Source organism: Leptothrix sp. (in: b-proteobacteria) (assembly GCF_965250675.1).
GTDB lineage: Bacteria > Pseudomonadota > Gammaproteobacteria > Burkholderiales > Burkholderiaceae_C > Sphaerotilus.
Genome location: NZ_CBDFPH010000008.1, coordinates 224,784 through 241,866, shown reverse-complemented (window position 1 = coordinate 241,866; position 17,083 = coordinate 224,784). Strand labels below are relative to the sequence as shown.

Below are 17,083 nucleotides of genomic sequence, written 5' to 3'. Positions count from 1 at the left end.
GGATTCAACCGCCCACGATGGGCTGGAACAGCAGCACCTGGTCACCGTCCTGCAGCACGCGCTGGGCGCGCAGGCCGCGGGCGACGAAATCGCCGTTGATGGCGGTGGTGACGGCCTGCGGCTCGTGCTGGAGCGTGGCCACCAGCGTATCGAGCGTGGTGCCCACTGGCAGCGGATGGGGCTGGCTTTCAAGCCAGACGGTGATGGAGTCGGTCATGGGCGGGACAGGTGTCACTGGGATTCGATGACGGAATTTTCGTTCAGACCGCGCGTCGCCAACCCGCAGGCCTGCAGCGCATCTTCCACCAGCGCCGGCGCCAGCAGCCAGCCGTGGCGGAACAGGCCGTTGATGCGCGTGCAGGCGCCGTCCTGCAACACGCGTGGATCGTTGTCCGGCAAGGCCGGGCGCAGGTTGTGATCCAGGCGCAGGATGCGCGCCTCGGCCAGCGCCGGCATCAGGCTGTGGGCGGCCGCCATCAACTCGACGGCGCTGCGCAGGCTGACAGGGCTGCGGTCTTCGCTCTCGATTTCGCTCGCGCCCACCACCACCACGTCGCCCGGACGTGGTACCAGGTAGACGCGGTGGCGCGGATGCAGCAGGCGCACCGGGCGGGTCAGGCCGTGGCCAGTCGCATGCAGCCAGACGGTTTCACCGCGCACGCCGCGCACCGGCAGATCGGGCCGGGCGCCCACACCACGCACGTCAAAGACATGGTCAAAGTGATGCTGCGCACCGTCTTCCCGCGTGATCGTCCCGCCCTGCCCTGCGGCGCGCACATCACGGACGCGGCTCGACCAGTGCCACTGCACGCCCATCGCGTTGGCCTGCAAGGCATCGAGCGTGGAAGGCGGGTCGATCTGGCCTTCGCCCGGCAGCAGCCAGGCGTGGGTCGGGCCCTGGATGGCAGGCTCCAGTTCAGCCAGTTCTGACAGGCTCAATGCTTGAGCCTGTGGTGTGTTCATCAAGGCGGGATGAGGATGTGTCAGCCTGGCCAGCACCCGCTGTGCGGCACCCAGATCAGGCCGGTGCGCCAGCAGCAGGCTGCCACGGGCGCTGAAGAACGGCTGTTGTGGAAGCTGGGCGGCGATGTCGCGCCACAGCGCAATCGAGCGCCAGCCCAGCACCGCGATCTCCGGCCCGGCGTTGTCCAGCTCAGCCAGCGGGCTGAGCATGCCCGCCGCCGTGTAGGCCGCCGCCTGCGGCTGGCCATCGAATTGGCCATGCACTTGGTCATAGCGCGCGCCCGGGCCGGGCGCGGGGTCGAAGACGCTCACGGCATGCCCGGCCTGCGCCAAACGCCAAGCCAGCAGACGGCCCAGCAACCCTGCACCCGCAATACCGATCTTCATCACCCGCGTCCTTTTCTTGATGTCAGCCCGAATCAGCCTTGAATGGGCTGGATGGGAATGTAGAGCTCGCCGCCCACGGCCTTGAACTCGGCGGACTTGGCCGCCATGCCGTCCGACAGCGCCTCGGCCTCGCTCAGGCCCTTCTGCTCGGCGTAGTCGCGCACGTCCTGCGTGATCTTCATCGAGCAGAACTTGGGGCCGCACATCGAACAGAAATGCGCTTCCTTGGACGAGTCCTTGGGCAGCGTTTCGTCGTGATAGTCCTTGGCCGTGTCCGGGTCGAGGCCGAGGTTGAACTGGTCGTGCCAGCGGAACTCGAAGCGCGCCTTGCTCATGGCGTCGTCGCGGGCGCGGGCGCCCGGATGGCCCTTGGCGATGTCGGCAGCATGGGCGGCAATCTTGTAGGCAATGATGCCCTGCTTGACGTCGTCGCGGTCCGGCAGGCCGAGGTGCTCCTTGGGCGTGACGTAGCAGAGCATCGCCGTGCCCATCCAGCCGATCATGGCGGCGCCGATCGCACTGGCGATGTGGTCATAGCCGGGCGCGATGTCGATGGTCAAGGGCCCGAGCGTGTAGAACGGCGCCTCGTGGCAGTGCTTGATCTGCTCGTCCATGTTGGCCTGGATCAGGTGCATCGGCACGTGGCCGGGGCCTTCGATCATGGTCTGCACGTCGTGCTTCCAGGCGATCTGGGTCAATTCGCCCAGCGTCTTCAGCTCGGCGAATTGCGCTTCGTCGTTGGCGTCCGACGCCGAGCCCGGGCGCAGGCCATCGCCCAGCGAGTAGGTCACGTCGTAGGCCTTCATGATGTCGCAGATCTCGTCGAAGTGCGTGTACAGGAAGTTTTCCTTGTGGTGCGTGATGCACCACTTGGCCAGGATCGAGCCACCGCGCGAAACGATGCCGGTGCGGCGCTTGCTGGTCAGGTGGATGAACGGCAGCCGCACGCCCGCGTGGATGGTGAAGTAGTCGACGCCCTGCTCGGCCTGCTCGATCAGCGTGTCACGGTAGATTTCCCAGGTCAGGTCTTCGGCGACGCCGCCGACTTTCTCCAGCGCCTGGTAGATCGGCACGGTGCCGATGGGCACCGGCGAGTTGCGCACGATCCAGTCGCGCGTGGTGTGGATGTTGCGGCCGGTGGACAGGTCCATGACGTTGTCGGCGCCCCAGCGGATCGCCCAGACGAGTTTCTCGACCTCTTCCTCGATGCTCGACGTCACGGCCGAGTTGCCGATGTTGGCGTTGATCTTCACGCCGAAGTTGCGGCCGATGATCATCGGCTCGACCTCGGGATGGTTGATGTTGGCGGGGATCACCGCGCGGCCGCGCGCCACCTCGTCACGCACGAACTCGGGCGTGATGATGTCGGGGATGCGCGCGCCCATCGCGTTGCCCTTCAGGCGCGCCTCGCGCTCGGCGTCACCCAGGTATTCGCGCATCCACTCGCGCTTGCCGTTCTCGCGCAGCGCGATGAACTCCATCTCGGGCGTGACGATGCCTTGGCGGGCGTAGTGCATCTGTGTCACGTTGGCACCGGCCTTGGCGCGGCGCGGCGTGCGCTGCAGTGCCGCAGCCTGGGCGCGCAGGGCGTCGATGCGGCGGCTATCGCGCTCTTCGTTCTTGCCGCCGTCGTCGAGCACGACGCGGGTGCGGCCGGTGTAGGTTTCGGTGTCGCCACGGGCTTCGATCCAGCCGGCGCGTTGCGTGACGGCCAGGCCCTGGCGCACGTCGATGGCGGCGGCCGGGTCGGTGTAGGGACCGGAGGTGTCGTAGACCGTGACGCGTTCGCCGTTGGTCAGCGCGATCTCGCGCATCGGTACACGCACGCCGGGCTGGCTGCCTTCGACGTAGACCTTGGTGGAGGCCGGAAACGGCTCTCGCGTCAGCGCCAGCGTTTCTTCAAAGGTGGCAGCGGCGGCCTGGACGTTGGCAAGGGCGTGGGGATCGGGTGCATTCATTTCGGAGCTCCTGTTGCGGGTTGCGGGTGGGCTCCGGGTCATCAGCGTCCGAGGTGTTTCACGTGAAACAGAGGTGAGGGACTCAGGCGCTGACAGCTCTTCTTACGCCGGTATGAACCGGATCAAGTTCGCGGGTTTGGTGCCATCACCATCTCAGCGCGTCAATTCACGCGCACCCCGGAGCGGGGACGATTGTGGGCGCGCCGGTGCGGCCATGTCAATGCGGCGGTGACTTATCCACAGGCGCCGCCTAAAATTGCGGGCTGCCCCGCGCTGGGGAGTTTCTCGACGTTCTGAGGCTGGTGTGATGCTGTATCCGCAAAATTTTGATGTGATCGTGGTCGGTGGCGGCCACGCCGGCACCGAGGCCGCGCTGGCCGCCGCGCGCATGGGCTGCGCCACGCTGCTGTTGACGCACAACATCGAGACGCTGGGGCAGATGAGCTGCAACCCGTCGATCGGCGGCATCGGCAAGGGCCACCTGGTGAAGGAGGTCGATGCGCTCGGCGGTGCGATGGCGGCGGCCACCGATGAATCGGGCATCCAGTTCCGCATCCTCAACGGCAGCAAAGGCCCTGCCGTGCGCGCCACCCGCGCCCAGGCCGACCGCATCCTCTACAAGGCCGCCATCCGCCAGCGGCTGGAAAACCAGCCGAACCTGTGGATCTTCCAGCAGGCGGTGGATGACTTGATGGTCGAAGGCGACCAGGTGGTGGGCGCGGTGACGCAGATCGGCATCCGCTTCCGCGCCCGTGCGGTGGTGCTGACGGCGGGCACTTTCCTCGACGGCAAGATTCACGTCGGCCTGAACAACTACCCCGCCGGCCGCGCGGGCGATCCGCCGGCGGTGAGCCTGTCGGCGCGGCTGAAGGAATTGAAGCTGCCGCAGGGCCGGCTCAAGACCGGCACGCCGCCGCGCATCGATGGCCGCAGCATCGACTTCAGCAAGTGCACCGAGCAGCCGGGTGATGGCGTCCCGTCAGCCGACGGAGCGCCTCCAAGCTCACCGGTGCCGGTCTTCAGCTTCCTCGGCAACGCCGCGCAACACCCGCGCCAGGTGCCGTGCTGGATCACGCACACCAATCAGCAGACCCACGACATCCTGCGCACCGGCTTCGACCGCAGCCCGATGTTCACCGGCGTGATCGAAGGGGTCGGTCCGCGCTACTGCCCGAGCATCGAAGACAAGATCAACCGCTTCGCCGACAAGGACTCGCACCAGATCTTCCTGGAACCCGAAGGCCTGACCACGCACGAGTTCTACCCGAACGGCATCAGCACCAGCCTGCCCTTCGACATCCAGCTCGCCGCCGTGCGCACCATGCCGGGCCTGGAGAACGCCTACATCCTGCGGCCCGGCTACGCGATCGAATACGACTACTTCGACCCGCGCGAGCTGAAGTCGAGCTTCGAGTCCAAGGCCATCAACGGACTGTTCTTCGCCGGCCAGATCAACGGCACCACAGGCTACGAAGAAGCGGCCGCGCAAGGCCTATACGCCGGCATGAACGCTGCGCTGCAGGTGCAGGGCAAGGCGGCCACGCGCTTCGGCCGCGATCAGGCTTATCTGGGCGTGCTGGTCGATGACCTGATCACCAAGGGCGTGACCGAGCCCTACCGCATGTTCACCAGCCGCGCCGAGTTCCGCCTGCAGCTGCGCGAGGACAACGCCGATATGCGCCTGACCGAAATCGGCCGCAGCATCGGTCTGGTCGACGATGTGCGCTGGGCCGCCTTCAACCGCAAGCGCGACGCTGTTTCACGTGAAACAGAGAAGCTCAAGAGCACCTGGGTGCACCCGGGCATCCTGGCGGCAGCAGATTCCGAGCGCATTCTGGGCGTGGCGCTCGGCCACGAATACAGCCTGACCGACCTGCTGCGCCGCCCCGGCATCGGCTATGACGCACTCACCGAAGTGGCGGCGCTGGCGCGGCCCGACATCGTTGTTTCACGTGAAACTCTGCATGTCGAGCTGGGCCAGGTGCTGGCCGATGCGGTGATCGAGCAGATCGAGATTGCCACCAAGTACGCCGGCTACATCGACAAGCAGAACGACGAGGTGCTGCGCGCCGCGCACTACGAGCACCTGGCGCTGCCGACCGAGCTGGACTACGCGCAGGTCACTGCCCTGTCCTTCGAGGTACGCCAGACGCTCACCAAGCACCGCCCCGAAACGCTGGGACAGGCCACGCGCCTGTCGGGCATCACGCCGGCGGCGATCTCGCTGCTGTTGGTCCACCTGAAAAAGAACAAGTTCAAGGGTTATGCAGAAGCCGCCTGAAGAATCCCTCATCGCCGGCGCTGCGGCGCTGGGCGTGCCGCTGGATGAGGCCGCCACCGCGCAGCTGCTGGGCTACCTCGACCTGCTGCAGCGCTGGAACAAGGTCTACAACCTGACCGCCGTGCGCGACCCGCAGCAGATGCTGACGCACCACCTGCTCGACAGCCTGACCGTCGTGGCCCCGCTGCGCCGGCAGCTCGGCACGATGGGCCTTGGCGGCGGCGCCAAGATCCTGGACGTCGGCAGCGGCGGCGGCCTGCCTGGCGTGGTGCTGGCAGCCATCGATCCGGCGCTGCAGGTCAGCTGCGTCGACACCGTCGGCAAGAAGGTCAGCTTCATCCGCCAGGTGGCTGCGGAGTTGAAGCTGCGCAATCTGGCCGGGCTGCACAGCCGGGTCGAGCAGCTGGCGCTGCCGGCGGGTGGTTGGGACGTGATCACCTCGCGCGCGTTTGCGTCGCTGGCGGACTTCGTCAACCTGACGCGCCATCTGCTGGCGCCGCATGGCGTCTGGATGGCGATGAAGGGCCAGCACCCGCAGGCCGAGATCGACGCCCTGCCCGCCGACGTGGAAGTGTTTCACGTGGAACCGTTGGCCGTGCCGGGCCTGGACGCCGAGCGCTGCCTGCTGTGGCTGCGGCCCCGGCGCGCGGCCTGAGTCACATTGCCACTTATCCACAGTCGATCGACCTCACTCTGGAGTCACACCATGCTGGGCATTGCCGACTATGGCGCCTTCTGCGCCGCGATCGTGGTCTTCCTCGCCATTCCCGGCCCGGGCAACTTTGCGCTGCTGCGCTCGACCGGACACGGCGGCATGAAAGCCGGCATGGCGGCGATGATGGGCGTGATCGTGGGCGACCAGATCCTGCTGTGGCTGGCGGTGGCCGGCGTGGCGGCGCTGCTGGCCACCCACCCGAACTGGTTCGACGCGCTGCGCTGGGGTGGCGCGGCCTACCTGGCGTGGATCGGCCTGAAGCTGGTGCGGGCCCAGCCCGGTGAGGACGCCAGCCCGGTGCGCATCAGCCCGGGCCACTACTTTCGCCAGAGCCTGCTGATCACGTTGCTCAACCCCAAGGCCATCATCTTCTACATGGCCTTCTTTCCGCTCTTCATCGACCCGGCCACGCACCGCGGCCTGCCCACGTTTGCGGCCATGGCCGTGACCATTGCGCTGATCACCGCCGCCTACTGCCTGGCGCTGTGCGCGCTGGCCGCGCAGGTGGCGCAGCGCGTGCGGCAGCATCAGCGCCTGAGCCAGTGGCTGCAGCGCGGCGCCGGGCTGTGCATGATCGGCTTCGGCCTGCGCCTGGTGCGCAGCTGAGTTGCATCCTGTCGATCACCTACGTTCTGTTCACGCCCTCACTTTGACCGCATCCATGGCCCGTATCTTCTGCATCGCCAACCAAAAGGGTGGCGTCGGCAAGACCACCACCACCGTCAATCTGGCCGCCGGCCTGGCCGCCATCAACTACCGCGTGCTGGTGATCGACCTGGACCCGCAGGGCAATGCCACCATGGGCTCGGGCGTGGACAAGCGCGCGTTGACGCTGTCGATCTACGACGTGCTGCTGGGCAGCGCCAGCGTGCGTGAGGCCCGCCTGCACTGCGAGCGGGTCGGCTACGACGTGCTGGGCGCCAACCGCGAGCTGGCCGGCGCCGAGATCGAACTCGTCACGCTGGAGCAGCGCGAGCGCCGCCTCAAGCTCGCGCTGGCCGAGGCGAGCGACGACTACGACTTCGTGCTGATCGACTGCCCGCCGTCGCTCAGCCTGCTCACGCTCAACGGCCTGAACTGCGCCAACGGCGTGATCGTGCCGATGCAGTGCGAGTACTTCGCGCTGGAAGGCCTGTCCGACCTGGTCAACACCGTCAAGCAGGTGCACGGCAACCTCAACCGCGACCTGCAGCTGATCGGCCTGCTGCGCGTGATGTTCGACCCGCGCATCACGCTGCAGCAGCAGGTCAGCGAGCAGATCAAGAACCACTTCGGCGACAAGGTGTTCAACACCATCATCCCGCGCAACGTGCGGCTGGCCGAGGCACCCAGCTACGGTCTGCCTGGCGTGGTGTTCGACCCCAATGCCAAAGGCTCGCTCGCCTTCGTGGAGTTCGCCCATGAACTGGCGGCGCGGGTCGAGGTCAGCGGCAGCCCGCGCCGCACAACGGCCTGATCAGGCCGTACAGGTCAGGCCGCAGCAAAGCGCCACACGCCGCGGGCATCCCGCACGCGCCGCAGCTGGCCGGCGTGCCACAGCGCGTGCAGGTGGGCGATGGCCTCGCCCATCGCGAAGGTGGTCTGGTGCAGGTCGAGCGGGCGCTTGAACAGCACGGCCAGCATGTCCTGGGCCGAGCCCGGCGCCTCGGTGCAGGCGGCCAGCACTTCGGCCAGCCGCTCGTCGTGGTGGCCCTGCAGCTGGGCGATACGCTCGTGCAGGCCGCGAAATGGCTTGCCGTGGGCCGGCAGCACCAGCGTATCGGCCGGCAGCGCCTTGAGGCGCTCCAGCGAGTCGAGGTAGAGCGGCAGCGGGTCGGCCTCCGGCTCGATGTCGATCACGCTGACGTTGGTGGAAATGCGCGGCAGCACCATGTCGCCGGCCAGCATCACGCCCGTTTCGGCGCAGTGCAGGCTGATGTGCTCAGGCGCGTGGCCGTAGCCGGCCCAGCAGCGCCAGTCGCGCCCGCCGATGCGCAGCGTCATGCCGTCCAGCAGGCGCCTGAAGCGCCCCGGCACCGCCGGCACCATGCTGCCGTAGTAGTTGCCACGGGCGCGCACCTTGGCCAGGTTCTCGGGGTCCGTCAGGCCGTGGCTGCCGAAGAACTGCGCCGCCGCCTCGCCGCCAAAGCCGGTGGTGTTGGCCGACGCCATGCGCGCGGCGTTCCAGTCGGTGGCGCTGATCCAGAGCCGGCAATCCTGCCCGGGCGTGCTCCAGCGCTCGCACAGCCAGGCCGCCAGGCCGATGTGGTCCGGGTGCATGTGGGTGACGATGACGCGCAGCACCGGCAGGTCTTCCAGCTCGGGCGAGGCGAAGATCTGTTCCCAGCTGGCCCGCGTGGCGTCGTTGGCAATGCCGCAGTCGACCACCGTCCAGCCAGCGCGGCCATCGATCTCATCGCGCAGCAGCCACAGGTTGATGTGGTCAAGCGCGAACGGCAGGCCCATGCGCAGCCAGCGCACGCCGGGCGCCACCTCCAGCGTCGTGCCAGGGGCAGGCAGGGTGTCGCCGTGCGGATAGACCAATTGATGTTCGAGTGCGTTGGCCATCGGATTTCCTGTTTAGACTGGCGGTGATTTTTTGAATTGACGTTGACGTCAACGGAAGTTTACCGAGAGCCTCATGACCCTGACCGCCGACCCCAGCGCGCCCGCCTCTGCCACGTCTTCCGCCAGCACGACCTTCACCATCACCGAGCTGGCGCAGGAGTTCGACCTCACCTCGCGCGCCATCCGCTTCTACGAGGACGTCGGCCTGCTCACGCCCAGCCGCGACGGCCGCAACCGCGTCTACACCCAGCGCGACCGCACCCGCATCAAGCTCACGCTGCGCGGCAAGCGCCTGGGCCTGAGCCTGCAGGAGATCAAGCAGCTGGTCGACATGTACGAGTCGCCCGCCGACACCGCACCGCAGCTGCAGGCCTTTCTGGCCGTGCTGCAGCAGCATCGCCAGCAGCTGGCGCAGCAGCTCGAAGACATCGAGATCACGCTGGCCGAAATCACCCAGCATGAAGAACGCTGCCACCAGCTGATCGCCGAAGCGCAGAACACGGACACCCGCACCCACAACAGCACCCACACCCACGCCAAGACCTGAAGCCATGTCACACCGCCCTCCCGCCGACCCCGACTTCGACGCCCGCGTGCGCGCCTCCTTCGCCCTGCAAGGTGCCATGCGCACCCTCGGTGCGCAGCTGCTGGACGTGACCCCCGGCCGCATCGTGATGAACCTGGACCACCGCCCCGAGCTGACGCAGCAGCACGGCTTCATCCACGCAGGCATGCTGGCGGCGGTGATGGACTCGGCCTGCGGCTATGCGGCGGCCACGCTGATGCCGGCGGACGCGGGCGTGCTGAGCATCGAGTTCAAGATCAACCTGCTCAGCCCCGCGCGCGGGCCGCGCATCCGCGTCGAGGCCGAGGTCACCAAGGCCGGCCGCACCATCAGCGTCACCGACGCGCGCGCGTGGCAACCGCACCCGAGCCGGCCCGACGAAGAACAGCTGGTGGCCACCATGAACGCCACCCTGATGACCGTGACCGGCCGCGACGACGTGCGGCACTGAATGACACCCTGAACAACACGCTGATCGCGCGCTGAAACCGCGCGGACACCCGCCTGCGCAACAATCCCCACCATGAGTACTGAACTGCAAGAACTGTTTGCCAGCAACCGCACCTGGGCCGCCAAGACGGAGCAGGACGAGCCTGGTTTCTTCACCCGCCTGCTGGAACAGCAGACGCCGCAATACCTGTGGATCGGCTGTGCCGACAGCCGCGTGCCGGCCAACGAGCTGGTCGGCCTGCTGCCCGGCGAGCTGTTCGTGCACCGCAACGTCGCCAACGTGGTGGCGCACTCGGACCTGAACGCGCTGTCGGTGATCCAGTTCGCCGTCGACGGGCTGAAGGTGCAGCACATCATCGTCGTAGGCCACAGCAACTGCGGCGGCGTCAAGGCGGCCTTGAACGACCTGCGCCTGGGCCTGGTCGACAACTGGATCCGCCACGTCAAGGACGTGCGCTTCCTGCACGAGGCTCTGCTGGAGCAGGTCGCGCCCGAGCAGCGCGTCAACGCGCTGGTCGAACTCAACGTGCTGGAGCAGGCCCGCAACGTCTGCCACACCACCGCCGTGCAGGACGCCTGGTATCGCGGCCAGGAAGTGGTCATCCACGGCTGGGTCTACGGCCTGCACAACGGCCTGCTGCAGGACCTGCGCATGACGGTGCGCAAGGCCGAGGACGTGCAGCCCGCCTATGCCACCGCGCTGCAGGCGCTGAGCGCACGCTACCTGGCCCCCGCCGCCGGCTGATCGGGGCGGACCGATGTTCCCCCAGCAACTCAACGACACGCGAGCCTTCGACATCGCCACTGCGTTGCTGGAGGGCTTCGACCGCCACTACCGGCTGTTCCGCGCCACCAGCGCCGACGCCAAGCGCCGCTTCGAACAGGCCGACTGGCACGGCCAGCAGCGTGCCCAACGCGAGCGCATCGAGTTCTACGACACGCGGGTCGGCGAGGCCGCCGAGCGCCTGCAGACCGAGTTCAAGGCCGCCACGCTGCCCGGCGACACCTGGCAGCAGATCAAGCTGCACTACATCGGGCTGCTGGTGAACCACCACCAGCCCGAGCTGGCCGAGACCTTCTTCAACTCGGTCACGACCAAGATCCTGCACCACCGCTACTTCAACAACGACTTCATCTTCGTGCGGCCGGCCGTCAGCACCGAGTACATCGAGAACGACGAGCCCCAGGCCACTCCCACCTACCGCGCCTGCTACCCCACGCGCGACAACCTGCGCCAGATGCTGCGCCAGGTGGTCGAGCACTTCGACCTGCAGCGCCCGTTCGAGGACCTCGACCGCGACATCGGCCTGGTGCTGGGCGAACTCCAGCGCCAGTCGCGCGACAGCACCCGGCTGCGCGCCAACTTCCAGATCCAGGTGCTGTCGTCGCTGTTCTACCGCAACAAGGGCGCCTATCTGGTCGGCAAGATCGTCAACGGCTTCCGCGAGACGCCGTTCGCGCTGCCGATCCTGCACAACGCCGCCGGCCGGCTGGAGATCGACACCGCGCTGTTCGGCGAGGACGAACTCCTGGTGCTCTTCAGCTTTGCGCACGCCTACTTCATGGTCGACATGGAGATCCCCAGCGCCTACGTGCAGTTCCTGCGCAGCCTGATGCCGCGCAAGCCGCGCTGGGAGCTCTACAGCGCCCTCGGCCTGCAGAAGCAGGGCAAGAACGCGTTCTACCGCGATTTCCTGGCTCACCTGCGCCACAGCAGCGACCGCTTCCGCATCGCGCCGGGCATCAAGGGCATGGTGATGCTGGTGTTCGACCTGCCGAGCTTTCCCTTCGTCTTCAAGGTCATCAAGGACTTCTACCCGCCGCAGAAGGACACCAGCCGCGAGCTCATCCAGCGCAAGTACCTGCTGGTCAAGACCCACGACCGCGTTGGCCGCATGGCCGACACGCTGGAGTACAGCAACGTGGCCTTCCCGCGCGAGCGTTTCGACGACGAGCTGATCGCCGAGTTGCAGCACTTCTGCCCCAGCCTGATCGAGGACGATGGCGAATCGCTGGTGATCCGCCACGTCTACATCGAGCGCCGCATGATCCCGCTCAACCTCCACCTGCAGGAAGCCACGCCGGCCGAGGTCGAACACGCCGTCATCGAATACGGCAACGCCATCAAGGACCTGGTGGCGGCCAACATCTTCCCCGGCGACATGCTGTGGAAGAACTTCGGCGTCACCCGCCACGGCAAGGTGGTGTTCTACGACTACGACGAGATCGAGTACCTCACCGACTGCCACTTCCGCCGCGTGCCCGAGCCGCGCACGGAGGAAGAGGAAATGTCCGGCGAGATCTGGTACGCCGTCGGCCCGCGCGACGTCTTCCCCGAGACCTTCGGCCCCTTCCTGCTCGGCAACGCCAGCGTGCGCCGCGTCTTCATGCAGCACCACGCCGACCTGCTCGACGCCGCCTTCTGGCAGGGCTGCCAGGCACGCATCCAGGCCGGCCACGTGCACGACGTCTTCCCCTACGAACCGCACAAGCGCTTTGCCCAGTCACGCCATGTCACCGCCTTGCCCTGAACCGGAGCCCGCCATGTCGAACGCATCCACCGCGAACCATGACCCCATCGTCATCGCCTCCGCCGCGCGCACGCCCATCGGCGGCCTGCTGGGCGACTTCAGCAGCCTCGCGGCCTGGGAGCTGGGCGCCGTGGCGATTGCCGCCGCCGTGCAGCGCGCCGGCGTGGCGCCAGAGGCCCTCAATGAAGTACTGATGGGCAACTGCCTGATGGCAGGCCAGGGCCAGGCGCCCGCGCGGCAGGCGGCGCTGAAAGCTGGCCTGCCTTTGAGCGCCGGCGCCGTCACCTTGAGCAAGATGTGCGGCTCCGGCATGCGCGCCATGATGTTCGGCCACGACATGCTGGCCGCCGGCTCTGCGGATGTGATCGTCGCCGGCGGCATGGAAAGCATGACCAACGCGCCGCACCTGATGTTCGCGCGCAAGGGCATCAAGTACGGCGCCGCCCAGCTGTTCGACCACATGGCGATGGACGGCCTCGAAGACGCCTATGAACGCGGCAAAGCGATGGGCGTGTTCGCCGAATCGTGCGTCGAGAAATACGGCTTCACGCGCGAGGCGCAGGACGCCTACGCCATCGCCTCGACCCAGCGCGCCCGGCAGGCCAACGAAGACGGCTCGTTCGACTGGGAAATCGCCCCCGTCACCTTGTCAGGCAAGGGCGGCAACACCGTCATCCGCCACGACGAGCAGCCCTTCAAGGCCAAGCTCGACAAGATCGCCGGGCTGAAACCCGCCTTCAAGAAAGACGGCACCATCACCGCCGCCAACGCCAGCAGCATCAGCGACGGCGCCGCCGCGCTGGTACTGATGCGTGAATCCACGGCGCGCCAGCAAGGCATCACGCCACTGGCTCGCATCGTGAGCCATGCTGTTCACGCGCAGGAACCGGCCTGGTTCGCCACCGCGCCCGCCGGCGCCATCCGCAAGGCGCTCGCCCAGGCTGGCTGGCAGGCCCGCGACGTCGACCTGTGGGAAGTCAACGAAGCCTTCGCCGCCGTCACCATGGCCGCCATGTCTGATTTCCAGCTGCCGCACGAGATCGTCAACGTCCACGGCGGCGCCTGCGCGCTCGGCCACCCGATCGGTGCCTCGGGCGCACGCATCGTCGTGACGTTGCTCGGCGCGCTGAAGCAACGCGGCCTGAAGCGCGGCCTGGCCAGCCTGTGCATCGGCGGCGGCGAAGCCACCGCGCTGGCGGTGGAGATGCTGTGATGCTGTTCAACGCCTTGGGACTGCAGGACCTCGCCCTCTTCAGCCTGACCGTGCTGGTGCTCAACGCCACGCCGGGCGTCGACCTGATCTTCACGCTGACCCGCACGCTGCAGCAGGGCGTCCGTGCCGGGCTGGCGGCTGCGGCAGGCATCAGCGCCGGCTGCATCGTGCACGCGCTGGGCGCGGCCTTCGGGCTGGCGGCGTTGATGGCGGCCTCGGCCGCAGCATTCAACGCCATCAAGTGGGCCGGCGCAGCCTATCTGCTCTGGCTGGCGTTCGGCCTGTTGCGCAGCGCGCTGATGCCGCAGGCGGCTGTGGACAAGTCACCCGCGCCAAACAGCCAGCAGACCTGCAGCCACGCGCGGACCTTCCGCCAGGGCCTGCTGACCAATGTGCTCAACCCCAAGGTGGCGATCTTCTTCCTGGCGCTGCTGCCGCAGTTCATTGCCGCCGATGCGCCGCACAAGACCCTGGCCTTCCTGGCGCTGGGTGTGTGGTTCGTGCTGCAGAGCGCGCTGTTCCTGACCGCGCTGGTGCTGCTGGTCGCGCCACTGCGGCGCTGGCAGCCACAGCCTGCCACGCTGCGTGCGCTGCAAGGCGCGTCCGGCCTGCTGTTTGCCGGGCTGGCACTGCGGCTTTCACTTTCCTCTTTGCCCGAGTCCCATCCATGAGTCCTTACTGGAGCGCCCTGGTCCACCAGCTCAAGCCCTACGTGCCGGGCGAGCAGCCCAAGTTGGCACAGCTGATCAAGCTCAACACCAACGAGAACCCCTACCCGCCCAGTCCACGCGTGTTGCAGGCCATCCAGGCCGTGCTGGGTGATGACGCCGCCAGCCTGCGCCTCTACCCCGACCCGAGCGCCAGCGCCTTGTGCGCCAGCATCGCCCAGGCTCATGGTCTGAGCCCGGACCAAGTGTTTGTGGGCAACGGCTCGGACGAGGTTCTGGCGCATGCCTTCATGGCACTGCTCAAGCACGAAGATGCGACCGGCCAACCCAAGCCGCTGCTCTACCCCGACATCAGCTACAGCTTCTACCCGACCTACTGCCGGCTGCACGGCATCACGCCGCGCACCGTGGCGCTGGATGCGCAGCTGCAGCTCGACATCGACGACTACATCGCCGCCAGTGCCGACGGTCAGGCCGGCGCGGTGATCTTCCCCAACCCCAACGCGCCCACCGGCTGCGGCGTGGCGCTGGCAGAGATCGAGCGCCTGCTGCAGGCCCGGCCCGACATACCGGTGGTGATCGACGAGGCCTATGTCGATTTCGGTGCCGAGTCGGCCGCCGCGCTGGTGCCGCGCTACCCCAACCTGCTGGTGGTGCACACGCTGAGCAAGTCGCGTTCGCTGGCCGGCCTGCGAGTGGGCTACGCGCTGGGCCAGGCGCCGCTGATCGAGGCGCTGGCGCGGGTCAAGGACAGCTTCAACTCCTACCCGCTCGACCGGCTCGCGCTGGTGGGCGCGCAGGCCGCCATCGAAGATGCCGCGTATTTCGAGCAGACCTGCGCCGCCGTGATCGCCAGCCGCGAGCAGCTGGTGGCCGACATGACGGCGCTGGGCTTCGAGGTGCTGCCCTCGCAGGCGAACTTCATCTTCGCGCGCCACCCGCAGCACAGCGGCGCGGCGCTGCAACAGGGCTTGCGCGAGCGCGCCATCATCGTGCGCCACTTCAGCCAGCCCGAGCGCATCGCCCCCTATCTGCGCATCACCATCGGGACGCCAGCGGAATGCGCCGCGCTGGTGACGGCACTGCGCGAACTGGTCGCCTGACTCCCCCACCAGACCCGAAAAAATCCACCGGAGACCCGCCATGCTGCTCAGCGAAGACCACCGTGCCGTGCAGGACGCCGTGCGCGCCTATGTGCAGGACCAGATCGCCCCGCACGCGGCGCGCTGGGACCGCGAGCACCATTTCCCCGCCGAGCAGTTGAAGGGCCTGGCGGCGCTGGGCTGCTACGGCGTGGCGGTGCCCGCCGAGCACGATGGCGCCGGGCTGGACTATCTGGCGCTGGCCCTCATCCTGGAAGAGATTGCGGCGGGCGACGGCGGCACGTCCACCGTGGTCAGCGTCAACAACTGCCCGGTCTGCTCGATCCTGATGGCGTTCGGCAACGCGGCACAGAAAGAGCAATTCCTGAAGCCGCTGGCGCGTGGCGACTGGCTGGGCGCGTTCTGCCTGACCGAGCCCCATGTCGGCTCGGAGGCGGGTGGGCTCAGAACCACCACGGTGCGGGATGGCGATGACTACGTCCTCAACGGCGTCAAGCAGTTCATCACCAGCGGCCAGAACGGCGACGTGGCGATCGTGATGGCGGTAACCGACAAGGCCGCCGGCAAGAAAGGCATCAGCGCCTTTCTGGTGCCCACCGCCACGCCTGGCTACACGGTCGCGCGGCTGGAAGACAAGCTGGGCCAGCACAGCAGCGACACGGCACAGATCAACTTCGAGAACTGCCGCATTCCCGCCGCCTGGCGGCTGGGCGAGGAGGGCCAGGGGCTGAAGATCGCCCTGTCAGGGCTGGAGGGTGGCCGCATCGGCATCGGCGCGCAGGCGGTGGGCATGGCGCGGGCGGCGTTCGAGGCGGCGCTGGCCTACAGCAAGGACCGCATCACCTTCGGCCAGCCGATCTTCCAGCACCAGGCGGTGCAGTTCCGCCTGGCCGACATGGCCACGCAGATCGAGGCCGCGCGCCAGCTGATCTGGCACGCCGCCAGCCTGAAGGACGCCGGCCTGCCCTGCCTGAAGGAAGCCGCGATGGCCAAGCTGTTTGCCAGCGAGATGGCCGAGCGCGTCTGCTCGGCGGCCATCCAGACGCTGGGCGGCTACGGCTACGTGAGCGATTTCCCGGTCGAGCGCATCTACCGCGACGTGCGCGTGTGCCAGATCTACGAAGGCACGTCCGACGTGCAGAAGATCCTGATCGGCCGCGCACTGGCCTGAGCCCGAGTCTGAATTTCGGCCTAGGCCTGGGCCGATGGCTGCAGCAGAAACGCCACCTCGTCGACCAGTTCCAGCGGCATGAAGGGCTTGGCCAGGTGCGCATTGGCCCCGGCGCGCCAGCCCGCTTTGCGGTCGCGCTCCTGACCCAATGAGGTCAGCAGCACCACGGGAATGCGCTTCAGGTCGGGGTCGGCCTTCAGGCGCGTGCAGACCTCGTAGCCGTCCAGGCCGCCGGGCAGCATCACGTCCAGCACGATCAGGTCCGGGCGCAGCATCAGCGCCTCGCGCAGGCCTTGCACGCCGTTGAGGGCTTCGTGGATCTCATGGCCTTCAGGCTCCAGCGTCCAGCGGATCAGGCGGCGGATTTCAGCGTGGTCTTCGATGATGAGGATGCGGCTCATGCGGCGGGGGGTGGTGCGCGCCCGCCCGGTGCAGGTCACATGCCGCCATTCTGACTGGCCGCCACACCCAGCAGCGTCCGAGGGGCCCAGCGATCCATCCTTGCGCCGCAGCATCCCCCCGCGGCGATGC

Annotated in this window: 17 protein-coding genes and 1 riboswitch; of the genes, 12 read left to right on the top strand and 5 right to left on the bottom strand. The window is 67.6% G+C overall.

The window, feature by feature from the left end; translation table 11 throughout:
• Positions 1-4: 4 nt before the first annotated feature.
• From thiS to thiC, 3 genes are read right to left on the bottom strand one after another with little or no spacing between them, the layout of a single operon-like run.
• Positions 5-217, bottom strand: a complete 213-nt coding sequence (gene thiS, locus AC5IG3_RS10295; protein ID WP_491906211.1) for a sulfur carrier protein ThiS — start codon at positions 215-217, stop codon at positions 5-7.
• A 14-nt stretch (positions 218-231) separates the two neighbouring features.
• Positions 232-1,350 carry an FAD-dependent oxidoreductase gene (locus AC5IG3_RS10290; protein WP_491906210.1) on the bottom strand — a complete coding sequence of 373 codons (1,119 nt, stop codon included), beginning with the start codon at positions 1,348-1,350 and terminating at the stop codon, positions 232-234.
• 32 nt (positions 1,351-1,382) lie between these two features.
• Positions 1,383-3,308 (bottom strand): phosphomethylpyrimidine synthase ThiC, encoded by a 1,926-nt coding sequence (thiC, locus tag AC5IG3_RS10285; RefSeq protein ID WP_491906209.1) that lies wholly within the window; start codon positions 3,306-3,308, stop codon positions 1,383-1,385.
• 82 nt (positions 3,309-3,390) lie between these two features.
• Positions 3,391-3,498, bottom strand: a riboswitch (TPP riboswitch).
• Positions 3,499-3,615: 117 nt separating this feature from the next.
• Between thiC and mnmG the strand changes: the two genes are divergently transcribed.
• Genes mnmG through AC5IG3_RS10265 form a run of 4 tightly spaced genes read left to right on the top strand, consistent with a single transcriptional unit; the run spans position 3,616 to position 7,760 of the window.
• Entirely contained in the window at positions 3,616-5,589 is a 1,974-nt protein-coding gene (gene mnmG, locus AC5IG3_RS10280; protein WP_491906208.1) for a tRNA uridine-5-carboxymethylaminomethyl(34) synthesis enzyme MnmG, read from the top strand.
• Positions 5,573-6,244: a 16S rRNA (guanine(527)-N(7))-methyltransferase RsmG gene (rsmG, locus tag AC5IG3_RS10275; protein WP_491906207.1), complete on the top strand. Its 672-nt coding sequence runs from the start codon at positions 5,573-5,575 to the stop codon at positions 6,242-6,244. Before mnmG ends, rsmG begins: the two co-directional genes overlap by 17 nt.
• A gap of 51 nt (positions 6,245-6,295) precedes the next feature.
• Entirely contained in the window at positions 6,296-6,910 is a 615-nt protein-coding gene (locus tag AC5IG3_RS10270) for a LysE family translocator (RefSeq protein WP_491906206.1), read from the top strand.
• A gap of 55 nt (positions 6,911-6,965) precedes the next feature.
• Complete coding sequence (locus AC5IG3_RS10265) at positions 6,966-7,760, top strand: ParA family protein (RefSeq protein ID WP_491906205.1); 795 nt, start codon at positions 6,966-6,968, stop codon at positions 7,758-7,760.
• A 14-nt stretch (positions 7,761-7,774) separates the two neighbouring features.
• Here the strand turns inward: AC5IG3_RS10265 and AC5IG3_RS10260 are convergent, their stop codons facing one another.
• A complete protein-coding gene (locus AC5IG3_RS10260) occupies positions 7,775-8,851 on the bottom strand; it encodes an MBL fold metallo-hydrolase (RefSeq protein WP_491906204.1) in 1,077 nt (358 codons plus the stop codon).
• 73 nt (positions 8,852-8,924) lie between these two features.
• Here AC5IG3_RS10260 and AC5IG3_RS10255 point away from each other — a divergent pair, with 73 nt between their 5' ends.
• The 8 genes from AC5IG3_RS10255 (at position 8,925) to AC5IG3_RS10220 (ending at position 16,552) form a co-directional block, all read left to right on the top strand.
• Complete coding sequence (locus AC5IG3_RS10255; protein WP_491906203.1) at positions 8,925-9,398, top strand: MerR family transcriptional regulator; 474 nt, start codon at positions 8,925-8,927, stop codon at positions 9,396-9,398.
• 4 nt (positions 9,399-9,402) lie between these two features.
• Positions 9,403-9,867, top strand: a complete 465-nt coding sequence (locus AC5IG3_RS10250) for a PaaI family thioesterase (protein WP_491906202.1) — start codon at positions 9,403-9,405, stop codon at positions 9,865-9,867.
• 72 nt (positions 9,868-9,939) lie between these two features.
• Entirely contained in the window at positions 9,940-10,611 is a 672-nt protein-coding gene (gene can, locus AC5IG3_RS10245; protein ID WP_491906201.1) for a carbonate dehydratase, read from the top strand.
• Between the two features lie 13 nt (positions 10,612-10,624).
• Complete coding sequence (gene aceK, locus AC5IG3_RS10240) at positions 10,625-12,397, top strand: bifunctional isocitrate dehydrogenase kinase/phosphatase (RefSeq protein WP_491906200.1); 1,773 nt, start codon at positions 10,625-10,627, stop codon at positions 12,395-12,397.
• Between the two features lie 13 nt (positions 12,398-12,410).
• The gene (locus tag AC5IG3_RS10235) at positions 12,411-13,610 is read left to right on the top strand and encodes an acetyl-CoA C-acyltransferase (RefSeq protein WP_491906199.1); all 1,200 of its coding nucleotides are present in this window, start codon (positions 12,411-12,413) and stop codon (positions 13,608-13,610) included.
• Positions 13,610-14,281 carry a LysE family translocator gene (locus tag AC5IG3_RS10230; protein WP_491906198.1) on the top strand — a complete coding sequence of 224 codons (672 nt, stop codon included), beginning with the start codon at positions 13,610-13,612 and terminating at the stop codon, positions 14,279-14,281. The genes AC5IG3_RS10235 and AC5IG3_RS10230 overlap by 1 nt, the downstream gene beginning before the upstream one ends.
• The gene (gene hisC, locus AC5IG3_RS10225; protein ID WP_491906197.1) at positions 14,278-15,381 is read left to right on the top strand and encodes a histidinol-phosphate transaminase; all 1,104 of its coding nucleotides are present in this window, start codon (positions 14,278-14,280) and stop codon (positions 15,379-15,381) included. The genes AC5IG3_RS10230 and hisC overlap by 4 nt, the downstream gene beginning before the upstream one ends.
• Before the next feature lie 40 nt (positions 15,382-15,421).
• The gene (locus AC5IG3_RS10220; RefSeq protein ID WP_491906196.1) at positions 15,422-16,552 is read left to right on the top strand and encodes an acyl-CoA dehydrogenase family protein; all 1,131 of its coding nucleotides are present in this window, start codon (positions 15,422-15,424) and stop codon (positions 16,550-16,552) included.
• 20 nt (positions 16,553-16,572) lie between these two features.
• Here AC5IG3_RS10220 and AC5IG3_RS10215 read toward each other — a convergent pair whose 3' ends face one another.
• Entirely contained in the window at positions 16,573-16,953 is a 381-nt protein-coding gene (locus AC5IG3_RS10215) for a response regulator (RefSeq protein WP_491906195.1), read from the bottom strand.
• Positions 16,954-17,083 lie beyond the last annotated feature (130 nt).